Source organism: Streptomyces sp. NPDC050658 (genome assembly GCF_044457025.1).
Taxonomy (GTDB): Bacteria; Actinomycetota; Actinomycetes; order Streptomycetales; family Streptomycetaceae; genus Streptomyces.
Map to the genome: position 1 here is coordinate 363,757 of NZ_JBITGM010000007.1, position 14,556 is coordinate 378,312.

At 72.1% G+C, this 14,556-nt stretch carries 13 protein-coding genes; 5 read left to right on the top strand and 8 right to left on the bottom strand.

Going from position 1 to position 14,556, the window contains the following annotated elements:
- Positions 1 to 58: 58 nt before the first annotated feature.
- A complete protein-coding gene (locus tag ACIBKX_RS25520) occupies positions 59 to 2,986 on the bottom strand; it encodes an AAA family ATPase (RefSeq protein ID WP_363273224.1) in 2,928 nt (975 codons plus the stop codon).
- A 552-nt stretch (positions 2,987 to 3,538) separates the two neighbouring features.
- Between ACIBKX_RS25520 and ACIBKX_RS25525 the strand changes: the two genes are divergently transcribed.
- From ACIBKX_RS25525 to ACIBKX_RS25545, 5 genes are all read left to right on the top strand, one after another.
- Complete coding sequence (locus ACIBKX_RS25525; RefSeq protein ID WP_363273225.1) at positions 3,539 to 4,609, top strand: YncE family protein; 1,071 nt, start codon at positions 3,539 to 3,541, stop codon at positions 4,607 to 4,609.
- 178 nt (positions 4,610 to 4,787) lie between these two features.
- Complete coding sequence (locus ACIBKX_RS25530; protein WP_363273226.1) at positions 4,788 to 5,573, top strand: SAM-dependent methyltransferase; 786 nt, start codon at positions 4,788 to 4,790, stop codon at positions 5,571 to 5,573.
- A gap of 134 nt (positions 5,574 to 5,707) precedes the next feature.
- Positions 5,708 to 6,127 (top strand): ATP-binding protein, encoded by a 420-nt coding sequence (locus tag ACIBKX_RS25535; protein WP_363273227.1) that lies wholly within the window; start codon positions 5,708 to 5,710, stop codon positions 6,125 to 6,127.
- A gap of 124 nt (positions 6,128 to 6,251) precedes the next feature.
- Positions 6,252 to 6,608: a DUF779 domain-containing protein gene (locus tag ACIBKX_RS25540; RefSeq protein ID WP_363273228.1), complete on the top strand. Its 357-nt coding sequence runs from the start codon at positions 6,252 to 6,254 to the stop codon at positions 6,606 to 6,608.
- 171 nt (positions 6,609 to 6,779) lie between these two features.
- Positions 6,780 to 7,991 (top strand): phosphodiester glycosidase family protein, encoded by a 1,212-nt coding sequence (locus tag ACIBKX_RS25545; protein ID WP_363273230.1) that lies wholly within the window; start codon positions 6,780 to 6,782, stop codon positions 7,989 to 7,991.
- 15 nt (positions 7,992 to 8,006) lie between these two features.
- Here the strand turns inward: ACIBKX_RS25545 and ACIBKX_RS25550 are convergent, their stop codons facing one another.
- The 7 genes from ACIBKX_RS25550 to ACIBKX_RS25580 all read right to left on the bottom strand — a co-directional run bounded on the left by ACIBKX_RS25550 (position 8,007) and on the right by ACIBKX_RS25580 (position 14,535).
- Complete coding sequence (locus ACIBKX_RS25550) at positions 8,007 to 9,548, bottom strand: hypothetical protein (protein ID WP_363273254.1); 1,542 nt, start codon at positions 9,546 to 9,548, stop codon at positions 8,007 to 8,009.
- Positions 9,549 to 9,694: 146 nt separating this feature from the next.
- Positions 9,695 to 9,889, bottom strand: coding sequence for a hypothetical protein (locus ACIBKX_RS25555; protein ID WP_363273232.1), 195 nt, complete (start codon positions 9,887 to 9,889; stop codon positions 9,695 to 9,697).
- 159 nt (positions 9,890 to 10,048) lie between these two features.
- Positions 10,049 to 10,909 carry a phosphatidylinositol-specific phospholipase C/glycerophosphodiester phosphodiesterase family protein gene (locus ACIBKX_RS25560; protein WP_363273233.1) on the bottom strand — a complete coding sequence of 287 codons (861 nt, stop codon included), beginning with the start codon at positions 10,907 to 10,909 and terminating at the stop codon, positions 10,049 to 10,051.
- A gap of 187 nt (positions 10,910 to 11,096) precedes the next feature.
- Positions 11,097 to 11,762, bottom strand: a complete 666-nt coding sequence (locus ACIBKX_RS25565) for an ATP-binding cassette domain-containing protein (protein ID WP_363273234.1) — start codon at positions 11,760 to 11,762, stop codon at positions 11,097 to 11,099.
- The gene (locus ACIBKX_RS25570; protein WP_363273255.1) at positions 11,755 to 12,669 is read right to left on the bottom strand and encodes an ABC transporter ATP-binding protein; all 915 of its coding nucleotides are present in this window, start codon (positions 12,667 to 12,669) and stop codon (positions 11,755 to 11,757) included. The genes ACIBKX_RS25565 and ACIBKX_RS25570 overlap by 8 nt, the downstream gene beginning before the upstream one ends.
- A gap of 41 nt (positions 12,670 to 12,710) precedes the next feature.
- Positions 12,711 to 13,577, bottom strand: coding sequence for an ABC transporter permease (locus ACIBKX_RS25575; RefSeq protein WP_363273235.1), 867 nt, complete (start codon positions 13,575 to 13,577; stop codon positions 12,711 to 12,713).
- Complete coding sequence (locus ACIBKX_RS25580; RefSeq protein ID WP_363273236.1) at positions 13,570 to 14,535, bottom strand: ABC transporter permease; 966 nt, start codon at positions 14,533 to 14,535, stop codon at positions 13,570 to 13,572. Before ACIBKX_RS25580 ends, ACIBKX_RS25575 begins: the two co-directional genes overlap by 8 nt.
- Positions 14,536 to 14,556: the final 21 nt, after the last annotated feature.

Here is a 14,556-nt window from a genome sequence, read left to right on the forward strand (position 1 = left end):
AGAGGAGATGCCGGCCGTGGTCACCGTCCCGCGCCGCGCCCCGCGTCTCCCCCGCCCCCTACACCACGCGAAGCCGGTCGCGCGCCGTGCCCGCCTCCTGTTCCGCTCGGCCGCTGTGTTCCTCGTGTCCGTTGCCGCCGGGTACCGGTACGGGGACCGGCAGCGGGCCGAGTTTCGCCGCCAGGTCCGCGCGGCGCTGGACGGCGAGCTTGCGGTAGGCGCGCGTCAGATGCTGTTCGACGGTGCTGACGGTGATGTAGAGCTTGTCGGCGATCTGCCGGTTGGTGTGGCCGCGGGCGGCGAGCGTCGCCACGCGCAGTTCCGCGTCGCTGAGTTCGTCGGTCTTGCGCCGGGCGGATCCGGCGGTCCAGGGCCGCTCGTGCGGAACGGAGTGCGCCGGGTCGGCGGGCGGGGCCTTGGGCAGCGGTACGCCGCACTCGCGGCCCAGTTGCTGTGCCTTGCGGGCCAGCGTGCGCGCCTGTGTGCCGTCGCCGAACTCGCGGTGGGCGCGGGCCAGTTCGTCCGTGGCGCGGGCCAGCTCCAGGCGGTGGCCGCGCTCCCGCAGCAGTTCGATGGCCTCGACGAGCAGCGGCGGCCGGTGCCGGGGGTGGAGGGTGCTGGCGAGGACCCGCAGCGAGATGCCGCGCGCCCAGGCGTGCCCGGCGGACCGGGGTCCGGCCAGGGCCAGTTGCTCCTTGGCGAGGGTGCGTGCGCGGGCCTCGTCGCCGAGCCGCAGCTGCGCCTCGGCCGCGTCGGTCCGCCAGGGGACGAGCGCGGGCAGGTCGAGCCCCCAGCGGGTCATGAGGTCGCCGCAGGTGTGGAAGTCGTCGAGTGCCGCGTAGGGGCGTCCGGCGGCGAGGTAGTAGTGCCCGCGCGCCCGGAGGTAGAGCAGTCCGTAGGGGGTGTGGAACGCCGCTTCCGGTACGGGGATGCCCAGTTGGGCGGTGGCCGCGTCGAGCCGTCCCATGACGGTGTTGGTGCTGACGGACGTGGCGATCGGCGATGCGACGGCCACGCCCCAGCCCTCGGGCGGTACGAGGGTGATCGCGCGGCGCGCGGACTCCTCCGCCGCACCGAGCGCCCCGAGCCGCAGCTCGATGCGGGCCTTGGCCGCGGCGAGCAGGCCCTGCCACATGGGGGCGCGGCGTTCGGTGGCCTCCTTGCACAGGGTCTCGCACCAGTGGGCGGCGATGTCGAGCCGGTCGGCGAGCACCAGGGAGTCCAGGGCGACGATCACGGCGGGCAGTGTGCCGTCGTCGAGGCGGGTGCTCTGCAGGATCTGCTCCGCCCCGACGACCACGTCGTCCCCGGAGCCGTCGACGACCGCCTTCATCAGGGACGAGGCGCGTTGATGGGGGCTGCGGACCTGCGCGGCTCCGGGCCCGGTCACGTCCGGGGTGCCGGCTCGGCGCTGTCGCTGACCGCTGAGTCCCGGATATTCGTACGCCATCCATCGGCGTACGCAGTCGAAGCGGCCGGGTGTCCGGCTCTCGGGCTGCTGCCCGGAGCCGTGGGAGCCGGCGGTGCCCGCGGTGCCGGTGCCGTGCCGTTCGGCGGCGCCGAGCAGGTCGAGGGCCGGTTCCGCCTGGCCGAACCAGAGGAGGTGGCCGACGAGTTCGACGATGCCGCGGTCGCCGAGGCGTCCTTCGGCGGCGGCGACGGTGAGTTCGGGCAGGTGCCGGGCGACGGTGGACGGGTTGACGCGCCAGCCTGCCCGGGTCAGCGCGGCCTGGATGAGCACCGACTGCCGGGCGTCGGTGCAGGTGTCGCGGGCGGTGCGCAGACAGGTGAGGGCGAGTGCGACCTCGTCGTCGGCGAGGGCACGTTCGGCGGCTTCGAGGAGGGTGCCGAGGGCCCAGGGCGCGTCGATGGGCTCGGCCGCGATCAGGTGCCGTACGACGACGGTCGCCGCCTCGCCGTGCTCGTGCAGCACTTGGGCCACGCGGGCCTCGAGTCGGGCGCGGTCGTCGGCTTCCATGCTGCGCAGCACCGCGGCGCGGCCCGCTTCGTGCCGGAACCAGCCCGCGTCCAGGAGCCCGGCGTCGTTCAGGGCGCGCAGCCCGGCGTGCACCGCCTCGCGGCTGGTCCCCAGGACTTCCACCAGTTCGGCGAGGCGCACGTCGGGGCCGGCCACCGCCAGTGCCCATGCGATGCGCCGGGTGGCGAGGGCGCTGCGGTAGAGGCCGGTGGCCACGGCCTGGGCGAACGCCTCGCCGGGGACCGGATCGGCGTCGCCGTCGGCTGCTTCGGCGGCGCGGTGGTCGTCGATCAGGGCTCGGGTCAGCAGCGGATTGCCGCCGCCCGTCCGGTGCAGGGCGGCGGCGAGTTTGCGCGTTCCCCGCCCGTCCGCGCCGGACGCGGAGATCATTTCGGCCACTCCTTGCCGCTCGAGTGGTCCGAGCCTGATATTGCGGCAGCCCGGCAGGCGGAGCAGGTCGGCATGTAATCGCGTATTTCCGGCCAGAAATCCGCTGTTCTCGCCGAGGACCACCAGAATGCGGCTGGTGTCGAGTCGGCGGGCGAGGTAGAGCACACATTCCATCGACTGGCTGTCGGCATGGTGGACGTCGTCGATACTGAGGACCACCGGCCTTTCCCTGGCCTGTTCCAGGACTATCCCGCAGAGCTTGGGAATCTCATTCATGGCGACGGCGGGCAGGACTCCCTCGGCCCGTCGTATCTGCGCGGCCACCGCCACAATGTCGACGAGGCGGGCCGCGCGCTCGGCGTCGGGGCCCGAGAGGCCGGCACCGAGCAATAGCTGCCCCATCACGCCCAGGGGCAGATCGCTCTCCGCGTCGGACGCCGTGGCCTGCAGAAACAGTGCGCCTTCGGCGCTCGCTCGGGCGCCGAACGCGCGCAGCAGCGCGGTTTTCCCGCTTGCCACCGCGCCACTCACCAATAGCACTCCGCCATGCCCCGCCATCGTGGCGGCGAGCATGCCGTCCATGATCGAATATTCTTCATCACGGTCCACCAAGTTCATGAGCCGACTTCTCCCCCGCGCCTCACGGATGGTCCCTTGTGCGGCCGGACGGCCAGCCGGATCTCAATCCATCGGCTCGCTCGGCCACTTACTTGAAGACTCTGCCATATCTGAAAATCAACCACCAGCGTCATTTGACTCAATGGTGTCGAATAACCGTCACGAACGCGCCACGCGCCCGGCGATCGGACTTCTCTGTTCCATATTTCCGAAAATCCTCTGTGGTAATGCCGTGGGTACGGCGGACAATGGCATTCCGGGAGAGCGTGCCGACCTTCGCCCGTGGACGCGCGAGGCGCTTTGTGCGGCTGGGGCGGTCGAGGCGACGGGGCGATTGGCGCGATCGGCATGGCCCACCTGTGGGGCGTGTGACTGGTTTCCGGGCGTCGCCCCGTCGGCGTGGCGGGCACCCCTGGCACCAACACGGCCGCCGCTCCCGGCAGTTGTGGCGCGCGCCACACCGGAAAGCCGAGTTTAGTTAGGTGAGGCTAAGCTAAGTTGATGAGCGATCGCCTCTCACAGAGGTGCCTCTGTCAAGGAGATTGACGCAGCATGACCTCACTCACCCGCCGTATCCGCCGTACCGCCGCGGTAGCCGTGGCCCTTGCCGCCGGCAGCGCGCTCGCGCTGCCCGCGACCGCGAACGCCAAAGCGGACGCCGGTGACACGTCCCGCCCGGCCGGCTCGACCGTCGATTCCGCGCCGCTCGTGAAGGGCCTGTACCAGTCCGCGTACTCCGAGCGGAACAACGTGCTGTGGGCGACCTCGGCGGTGGGCCGGCCGCCGGTCACCACCTCCAGCCTGGTGAAGGTCGACCCGAGAACCCTGAAGATCGAGGCGACGTACACGCCGCCGGTCACCGACGCGGGGACCGGTGCCGTGGAGGCCGTCTACGGAGTCGCCGTCGACGACGAGCACAACACCGTGTGGACGACGAACACCCGCGACAACTCCGTCGCCGTCTACAGCCAGCGCACCGGCGAGCACCTCGCCTCGCTGCCGGGCGTGAACCACGCGCGTGAGGTCGTCGTCGACGAGAAGCACGACCTGGCCTGGGCGAGCGGCTTCGGCGACGGCAGTGTCGTCGCCTTCGACACCCGTACGTACAAAGAGAAGAAGCGCGTGACGGTCGAGGGCGCGAGCCCGGCAGGACTCACGGTGAACGAGCGGACCGGCACCGCGTACGCGACCGACCTGAAGAACGACCGCCTCATCGAGATCACGGCGAAAAGCCGGACTCCCCGGTTCATCCCGGTGGGCGACGGGCCGATCTCCGTGGCGCTGTCCAAGGACGGCCGCACCGCCTACACCGCCGACCAGGCCGCCGGTGCCCTCTCCGTCGTCGACCTGCGCGCGGGCGCTGTCACCAAGAGCGTCCCGACGGGCGCGGGCGCGCTCTCCGTCGCCGCCGACCGCCGCTCGGGCAACGTCCTGGTCGCCAACCGGACCCCCGGCACCCTCACTGTCGTCGACCCCCGCGCAGGCGCTGTCGTCGAGACGCTGACCACCGGCGCCAACCCCAACCACGTCCAGATCACCGGCGACACCGCCTACGCGGTCGACAAGTCGGGCACCGGACCCGAGGGCCAGGACCAGGTGCACCGCATCGGCCTCGGCCGCTGATCCGACGCACCGCACGGATCCTTTGGCGTCCCGTCCGCCACGCTTCGTGGTGGCCGGGACGCCCCTCTGTCACCGCCCGGACCTGCACGGTTGGAGATCCCAACGTCCCTGTGACCATGGTCGAGTTGCTGTGGCAGACTGCGGCCACCAGCGTCATTCAGCCGCAACGGAGTACGCCATGACCGCAGACGCGCCCAGGCCGATCATCGACACCAGCAAGCCGCACCCCGCGCGTGTCTACGACTGGCTGCTCGGCGGCAAGGACAACTACCCCGTCGACGAGGCGGTCGGCGAGAAGCTGCCGCCCGAGTCGAAGGACGCCGCCCGGCAGAACCGCGCCTTCATGCACCGCGCGACGGCCTGGCTCGCCGCCCAGGGCGTGGACCAGTTCCTCGACATCGGCACCGGCATCCCCACCGAGCCGAACCTGCACCAGATCGTCCAGCGCATCGTGCCGTCCGCGCGGGTCGTCTACACCGACAACGACCCCATCGTGCTGCGCCACGCGGAGGCCCTGCTGGTCAGCAGGCCCGAGGGGATGACCGACTACATCCAGGCCGACGTCCGCGATCCTCTGGAGATCCTCGAACACGCCCGTGGACTCCTCGACTTCGAGCGCCCGGTCGCCCTCTCGCTGATCGCGCTCATGCACTTCCTGCCCGACGACCAGGACCCGTACGGCATTGTGCGCACCCTGGTGGACGCGCTCCCCTCCGGCAGCCATCTGGTCCTCTCGCACGCGGCCTCCGACATCTACCCGGAGCTGGCCGAGCAGGTGACGGCCGAGTACGCCAAGGGCGGCATCCGGCTGGGATTCCGCACTCGCGCCGGCGTCGGCCGCTTCTTCGACGGCCTCAAACTCGTCGAGCCCGGCCTGGTGACGGCCCCGGAGTGGTTCAAGGGCGCAGACCGGCCGGAGCCGGAAGGCAGCGGGATCTACGCGGCGGTGGCGCGCATTCCCTGAACCCACCTGGTTGGCGATCACCCGCTGCGGGAATCAGTGGGGGGCAGGACCGGCCCGCACACGACGTGCTGTGGCCCCGGTGGGCGGGGATCCGCGAGTACACCGGCATGTCCCAGGAGGGGAAGTGAGTCGCCATGCGTGCGCACCCGCGCGCCCATCGGCACACCGCACGCGCCGAGTTCGCCCTGGCCCGTGAACCCGCTTCGGCGGGCCGGGCACGCAAGTTGACGTCCGTCTTCCTCACCCGGCCGCACCGCCATGTGACGAAGGTCGACGCCGAGCGGGTCGACGACGCCACACTGATCGTGTCGGAACTCGTCACCAACGCCACCCAGCACGGCCGCAGCCCCTGCCGGCTGCGTCTGGTCGTCTCCGACGACCGGGTGACCGTCGAAGTGCACGACGCAAGCCCGGTCCGGCCGCGCCTGCTCACGGCGGACGCCGAGCGCGAGGGCGGGCGCGGTCTGGCGATGGTGCGGCATCTCGCCGCGCGCCTCGAAGTCGTCGGCACGGGGCGGCGCGGCAAGACGGTACGGGCCGTCCTGGTCTGGTGAGGCATCCCGCGGCGGCACTCCGGTCGGCCCCCGGTCCGCGCTCGCAACGTCCTCGCAACCTCGACCGTGCTTGACTGGAGCACCGCCTCGACGGCGGCCCGTCGACCCAGGAAGGGCGGCAGCCATGACCGAGCCCCCGCGCGTGGAACTGACCCCGGCGGCCGCCGATCTGGTGCGGCGACTGCGGGCGGCGCACGGCCCCCTGATGTTCCATCAGTCCGGCGGCTGCTGCGACGGCAGCGCCCCCATGTGCTACCCCGAGGGCGAGTTCCGCACCGGCGACTCCGACATACGCCTCGCCTCGCTGGACGTGGACGGCGTGGCCGAACCGGTGACGTTCTGGATGTCGAGGAGCCAGCACGAGGTGTGGAGCCACACCCGGCTCATCGTCGACGTCGTACCCGGCAGGGGCAGCGGATTCTCCCTGGAAGCACCTGAGGGCGTGCGTTTCCTCATCCGTTCCCGGCTGGTCGGCGGCTAGCCACCGGCCCGGCAACCGGTCACAACCGCCATCTGGTGAACTCCCCAACCGCCCCGCACACTGGGGCAGTTGGCCAGGCCGGAGACATCAGGGGGCGCAGTGGCGACACGGCACAGGCACTTCACGAGACGGTTCAGGACGGCGAGAGCGGCGCTCTCGCTACTGACGGCTTTGGGCACGCTGGCCGGTGCGGCTCTGCTGGGAGCGGCACCGGCCGGCGCCGTCCCGGGCACCGGGCGGACGGACCCCGTGCAGGTCGCGCCGGGTGTGACATACCGGCAGTTCGACATCGCGGCGTCGCACGGCATGGCCCGCGCGCATCTCCTCGACGTCGACCTGAGCGATCCGCGCACCGGCGTCGACCTGCTCTATCCGGGCAAGGTGGGCGCCCGTTCCGCGGTCTCGGCGCTCGCCGACGGGGCCGGCGCGGTCGGCGGGATCAACGGCGACTTCTTCAACATCAGCGAGACCCAGCATCCGGGCGTCGAGGCCACCGGCGCGCCCGTGGGCCCGGCGATCGCCCGCGGCCACGCCCTCAAGGGCGCGGTGCCGAACGGTCAGCGCTTCGGACCCGCGATGCCGCCCGGCGTGACGACGCAGGCCGTGCTCGGCGTGGGCTTCGACCGCCGGGCCCGGCTCGACAGCCTGCGTCTGGACGGTGAAGTACGCACCGCCGAGACCCGGTTGCCGCTCGGCGGGCTCAATCAGTACGCGCTGCCAGTGGGTTCCGTCGGCGCGTTCACCAGCGACTGGGGCAGCGTGTCGCGGCTGCGCTCCACCTGTGGCACGGACACCAACCGGGGTGCGCCGTGCAGCACGGACGTCCATGAGGTGACGGTGCGTCACGGGCGGGTCGTGGAGTCGGCCGCCGCGCCCGGCGGCGGGCCCATCGCCCGCGGCACCACCGTCCTGGTGGGCCGCGAGGCGGGCGCGCAGCAGCTGCGCAAACTGTCGGTCGGCGACCCGGTGTTCGTCCGGCACCGCCTGGTCGCGGCCGAGTCCCCCGTGCCGTTCCGCTTCGCGCTCGGCGGCTACCCGGTGCTGCGCGGCGGCGCCCCGCTGCCCGGCCTCGACCCGCTGACCTCGGCGGTGCGGACCGCCGCCGGGATCTCCGACGACGGCCGCCGCCTGCTGCTGCTGTCCCTGGACGGCTCCCCCGAGTTCCGCACCGGCCTGACGATCGCCGAAGTGGCGGGCACCCTGGCCGGGTTGGGCGCGGAGGACGGCTTCAGCCTGGACGGCGGTGGCTCGTCCACCCTGGTCTCCTCCAGCACCCTGGTCGCCAGGGCACCGGGCGCCGAATCGGTCACCGTACGCAACAATCCCAGTGGTGGCGCGGAACGTCCGGTGCCGAACGGGATCGGGGTGTTCTCCGAGGGATGATCGGGGCGGCGCCCGTCACTCCTCGTCCCGCACCGCCACGAGCCCGTTGAACACACCGACGTACGCCGTGCCGTCCGGGCCGAGGGTGACGGGCGCCCAGTTGTTGTCGTACGCGATGCCCGTGCCGGCGAGGCGCTTCCACTTGGTGTCGCCGGTGCGGAAGTCGACGGCCGTCAGATACCAGGCGTCGATGCCCAGCTTGTTGGGCTCCTTCGTGTAGAAGTACAACAGCCCTGCGGTGGTGGACAGTTTGGGCACGTTGGACGGGGCGCGGACGTCGCTCTCCCACACGGTGTCGCAGCCGCTGCCGTCCTCGCGTACGTCGATCCTGCTGGCGCCGCCGACGACGCTGCGCCCGAAGGTGAGCGAGGTGATGTTCTCGTAGCCGTAGTTGTTCTCGACGACGAGGCTGTTGCCCCAGCTGATCAGCGAGTTGTCGGTGGTGGAGGCGCCGGAGCCGAAGACGGGGACCTTGCAGACGAGGCGGTCCTCGTCCGGGACGTCGGCGCCTCGGCGGTAGACGAGGACGTTCATGCGGTCGTCGGCGTTGTCGGTGATCGCCACGTAGTCGTCGCCCGCGCCGAAGAGGTCGGGGGTGGTGCCCGAGCCCTGGTTCACCGAGCCGGGCTTGGTGCCGGTGCCCCGGTCGTAGGTCTGGCGCCAGACGGCCTTGGGTGTGCCGTCCTTGTCGGCGCGGAAGCTGTAGAGCGCGTGGTCGGAGACGATCGACACTCCGTCCTCGGCGACGGAGAACGAGTTCTGGATCTCCTCGCCCTTCAGGCGGATGGAGCGGATGTCACCGGACTTGGGGTCGACGGTGCCGACGCGGCCCTGCCGGGTCACCCACCAGATCCGTCCCTCCCAGTCGGGCATCACGGACGTGACCGGGTCACATTCGCCACTGGGGTAGAGATTTGACCAGGTCACACAGTCGTGCGGGACGTGCTCGGTGAGGTCCCAGTCCTTGTCGACGACGAACCGCCAGCTGCCGTCCGCCGTCTGCTCGTGCGCGAGCCGGACGATGTGCTGGCGGGAGTCGGCGAGCACGAGGCGGTCCTCGTCGTCGAGGTAGGAGTAGGCGCCGCCCGACGTGTCCTTGAAGATCTTCGAGAACTGGAGGCGGGTGATCGCCTCGATCGTGGAGGGGCGCTGCGGCAGCTTGTACTCGGCGAGCGTGTCCATCGTGTCCGGGTCGAGCAGCTTCACCAGGAAGCCGGTGAAGGTGCCGCACACGGTGACGATGCGGCCGGCGCGGTCGAAGGTGACGGTGGCGCACTCTCCGCCGAGTGCCGCCATCTTCTCGCTGGTGGCCTTCGGCTTCTTCCCCAGGGGGCCGTTCCAGGGGTAGGTCCCGCTGCCCGCCGCGTCCGCGTGCATTCCGCTGCGGCCGTTGGCCGCGAGATAGGGGTGCTGGGGCGGCTGTTCGCCGGGCAGCGGCGCCGCGTCGGCGGGTGCTCCCTCGTACTGCTCGACGAGCCGGTGTCCGGGCGCCTTGGGGATGTCGTCGGCGTGCGCGGGGGCGGCCGGAAACGCGAGGGACGCCGTGGCCAGGGCCATCGCACTGGTGATACTGAGGCGGCACAGTCTGCTGGACATGCGGTGACGCTAGACGGCCCGCTCTGAAGTGTCCATGGAAAGCTGACGGTTGTTCACATACCAGAAACGATCTCGGCCGGAAGTCGTCTGGCGGCGGCGCCGGTCGGTCAGGGCTGCAGTCCGCTGACGATGTCCGCGGTGGCGGTCAGACCGTCGTGGATGGTCGGCGCCATGCTCGAACTCGCCAGGTAGAAGCCGAGCAGGGCGCAGACCAGGGCGTGCGAGAACTTGAGTGCGCCGTTGCGCAGGAACACCACCGCGAGGATCAGAAGCAGCAGCACCACAGAGACTGAAATGGCCATGGGACAACCTCCTCCGCCACGTCAACACCGTGGCTTTCGGCCGTCAGTGTGACGCAGCGGAGGGACCGTCCGGGCGACCGGCATGTCCTCCGAACGGGTGTTATGTGCCCAGGTGTTACTTCGCTTGTGCCCAGGTGCTACTTCGCCTGTGCCCCGGTGCTACTTCCCGTGCGCGTCGAGGAACGCCTCGAGTCCCGCCAGGTCGTCGGTGTTCAGGTGGTCGACGCCGGCGGCGAGGAGTTCGCCCCACACCGCTTCGCGCGCCGGTCCCGCCAGGTCGGGCGTAGCCCAGAAGCGGACGCGCTGGCCGCGCTTGTGGGCGGTGGCGACGATGCCGTGCAGCTTGTCCCGCTCGGCGGCGGGGAACGCGCCGACGCCCTGCCAGCTGAAGTTGAGCGTCCAGTTGTCGCTGATGAGCGGGATGAAGGAGGCCGGTGCGGCGCTGCCGAGGTCGGCGAGGCGGCCGTCGTAGAAGGCGCGGCGCACCCGCTGGGCCTCCATGGGGGCGCGGGCCGCCCGGTCGCCCGAGATCACGGCGGTCACGGCGCCGCGGCGCACCTTGCCGTGCGTGTACGTGGTGAACAGGTGCCGGTAGCGCCGGAGATGGCGGTCGAGTTCCAGATACGTCGCCGCGCCCTCGGTCTTGATGTCGATCAGGAGCTGGAACGGGGTGCGGTGGTAACCCGGGTACACGGAGCCGCCGTTGGCGCGGACGCGGGCGGCGAGGGGGTCCAGGTAGAGGGATTCGAGGGTGCGGGTGGGGTCGAGGTCCACCGGGTCGTGGGCGACCAGGAGTTGGCCGTCGACGAGGAAGATGTCGGCCTCGACGCTGCCGAAGCGGTGGTCCAGGGCGTCGAAGAGGGGCCGGGGGTGTTCGTAGTCGTTGTGCGCGTGGGCGCGGATGAGGGGGCGGGGGTGGTGGCCGCGCTCGGTCGCCTGGGCGTACGCGGGGACGGCGACGGTGCCGGCGAGGGCGGCGCCGAAGGTGGTGAGGGCTCTACGACGGCTGAAGAGGGCCATGGAGACTCCCGGAGGGACGAGGACGACGGGCGGGCCTCAGTGAGTATGAGGCCATGCCCGCGTCAAGAAACCTCCCGCGGCGCGGAGTTGGCGCTATCGACGCCCTTCGTTCATGCCGGGAAACGCCGGGGAGCGCCGGGAAACGCCGGGCGGCTCACCATCCCCTCACGGCACGTGACCGTGCCGCCTACCGGGACACGGCCGCCAGCTCGCTCCAGTGCACCGTCCGGTCGCACCAGCGCTCCAGGAGCACCCGGTCGTGCCCGACGGCGAGCAGTCCGGCGCCGCTGTCCTCACGGTAGGCCTCCACGGCGTGCACGAGCGCGGCCGTCGTCGACGCGTCGAGCATCGCGGTCATCTCGTCGCAGATGAGCCAGCGCGGGCGGAGCACCAGGGCGCGGGCGAGGCAGGCGCGCTGCAGCTGGCCGTCGCTCACCTCGTGCGGCCTGCGGCCGAGGAGGTCGTCGCCGAGGCCGACGGTGGCCGCCAACTCCCTTACGCGCTCGGCGGCTTCGGCGCCGCGCCCGACGGCCCGCAGCGGCTCGGCAATCAGGTCGAGCAGGGTGAGCCGCGGGTCGGCGGAGAGTCGCGGCTGCTGGAAGACGACGCCGAAGGCGGTGCGCTGGGCGCGGGGCGCGCGGTGCCGCCAGCCGCGTGCGGGTTCGCCGTCGATGACGACCTGGCCCGCGTCGGGCTTGTGGAGCAGCGCGGCGACCCGGGCCAGGGTCGACTTGCCGCAGCCGCTGGGGCCGAGCAGGCCTACGGAGGCGCCCGGTGCGACGGTGAGGTCGACGCCGCGTACGACGGGGGCGCGGCGGTCGTATCCGGCGGTGACGGAGCGCAGTTCAAGCACGGGGTGCCTCCAGCAGGGCCGCCGGGTGGGGGTGGTGGCAGGCGACGCCGTCCGCGGGCTCCGGCAGGGTGCCGCAGGCCTCGTCCGCCGCGGGGCAGCGCGCGGCGAACGCGCAGCCCTGGGGCAGCGCGGACAGCTCGGGCGGCATGCCGGGGATCGGCGTGAACTGCCGCTCCGGGAGGGCGTCGAGAAGCCCGCGCGCGTACGGGTGGCGTGGCCCGGGTTCGCCGAAGAAGTCGTCGGCGGCGGCGATTTCGACGATGCGGCTCGCGTACATGACGGCGACGCGGTCGGCGATCCGCTCGGCGGCGGCCAGATCGTGGGTGATCAGGAGCAGCGCCCGGTCCTCGCCGACGTGCCGGCGCAGTTCGTCCACCGTGCGGTCGACGAGGTCGCGGTCGAGCCCAGTGGTCGGTTCGTCGGCGAGCAGCAGCGGCGCGTCACCGATGAGCGCGAGGGCGGTGGCGGCGCGCTGGGCGAGGCCTCCCGAGAGCTCGTGCGGGTAGCGGTCGAGGTGTCCGGCGGGGAACGCGGCGCGCTCGGCCGCGGCCTCGGCGGCGCCCCGCAGCTTCGGCCCGCGCACCCCGGTCAGCTCCCGCAGGGTCTCCTCCAGCTGGGCGCGGACCGTGCGGACCGGCGTGAGGTGGGCCGCCGGGCTCTGGGGTACGAGGCCGACGCGCCGTCCGCGTACCGTGCGGGCGAGGGTGCGCTCGTCGGCGGTGAGGAGGTCGACGTCGCCCAGGAGCGCGGACCCGGCCGTCTCCGCGTTCTGCGGGAGCAGGCCGAGGAGTGCGGAGGCGAGCACGGACTTGCCGCAGCCGCTCTCGCCGACCAGGGCCAGGCACTCCCCCGCCGCGAGGTCGAAGCGGGCGTCGGTGACGGCGGAGACGAAGCTGCCGCCGCGCATGCGGAAACGTACGGAAAGGCCCTGCACGGACAGCACGGGAGTCACAGCATCAGCTCCGATCGGCGCCGGGGGTTGATCCGTTCCCGCCAGGCGCCCGCGAGGCCCGCGATCGCGAGGGTGGGCACGATGATGAACAGGCCGGGGAAGAGCGTCGGCCACCAGTCGCCGGCGAGCAGCGAGCCGCGCGCGCTCTGCACGAGCGTGCCGAGGCTGGCCTGGTGGGTGGGGAGTCCGAGCCCGAGGAAGGAAAGCGCGGACTCGTGCCAGATGGCGTGCGGCACCATCAGGACGGCGGCGAGTCCGGCCTGCGGGAGCACGCCGGGCAGCAGATGGCGCACGGTGACGCGGAGCCGCGACGCCCCTCCGGAGATCGCCGCGTCGACGTAGGGCCGCGATCGCAGCGAGAGGACTTCGGCGCGGACGATGCGGGCCGTGGACAGCCAGTGGGTGAGCGCCACGGAGACGACCACGGGCCAGACGCCGGGCCGGAACATCGCCACGATGAAGATGCCGAGCAGGAGATGCGGCACGGACGAGAAGACGTCCACGAGCCGCATGACGACGCGGTCCACCCAGCCGCCGGACGCGGCGGCGAGCGCGCCCACGGCCGTGCCGATGACGGTGGCGACGACCGCCGCCACGACGCCCACGAGGAGCGAGACGCGCAGTCCGTAGACACAGCGCAGGAGCAGGTCGCGTCCCACGTCGTCGGTGCCGAAGGGGTGCTCCCAGGACGGCGGGTTGAGCTTGGCCGCGAGGTCCACGGCCTGCTGGTCGAGGTTCACCAGCGGCGGTACGACGAGCACGGCGAGCACGACCGCCGCGACGACCACCGCCGAGGAACGCACCCGCCACGCGCGCGTGGAGCGCTTGGTGCCGCCGTGGGCACGCCAGATCGTGTCAGCCATCGAAGCCCACCCTCGGATCGGCGAGGCCGTACAGGAGATCGGCGAGGAGGTTGCCCAGGAGCACGGCCGCCGTGGCGAGCACGGTCAGCGCGGCGAGCAGCGGGAAGTCCACGGAGGTCGCGGCCTGCACGGTGGCGGCCGCGATGCCGGGCCAGCTGAAGACGGTCTCCACGAGGAGCGCCCCGGTGATCAGTTCGGGCACCCGGGAGCCGATCAGGGTGAGGACGGGCAGCATCCCCGAGCGCAGGGCGTGCTTCAGCAGGACGGTCCGGTCGGCGAGGCCACGCGCGCGTGCACCACGGACGGGGTCGTCGCCGAGCGCGTCGCCGACGCCTTGACGCACGTACAGGACGAACCAGGGAAGCTGTGAGATCGCGAGGACGGCCGCCGGCAGCACGAGATGGCTCGCGACCTGTCCGGCCGTGACGACGGAGCTGGCGGTGTCGGTGAGCCCGCCCGAGGGCAGCACGCCCAGCTTCAGGGCGAACAGCCACACGGCGAGCAGCCCGATCCAGAACGGCGGCGCCGCCTCCAGGGTGTACGCGAGCGAGGTCACCGCGCGGTCGAGCCAGCCGCCTGGGCGGCGCGCGGCGAGGACGCCGAGCGCGGTGCCGACGAGGATCGCGAGGAGGAACGCGGTGGCGGCGAGCAGCACGGACCAGCCGATGCGTTCGCCGATCGCGTCGGAGACGGGCTGGCGCAGGGTGCTGGAGTCGCCGAGGTCGCCGGTCAGGGCGGAGGTGAGCCAGTTCCACCAGCGCTGCACCAGGGGCTGGTCGACGCCGAGGTTCGCCCGCAGCTGGTCGAGGTTCTCCTGGGAGGCGGTGAGTCCGGCCGTGCCCGCGTACGCCTTGACGGGGTCGAAAGGGGACGCGGCGGCGATCGCGAAGACGCCGAAGGTGACGGCGAGCAGGACCGGGACGGCGAACAGGGCCCGCCGTCCCGTCATGCGCGCCATCGGCCCCCAGGGGAGCTTGTG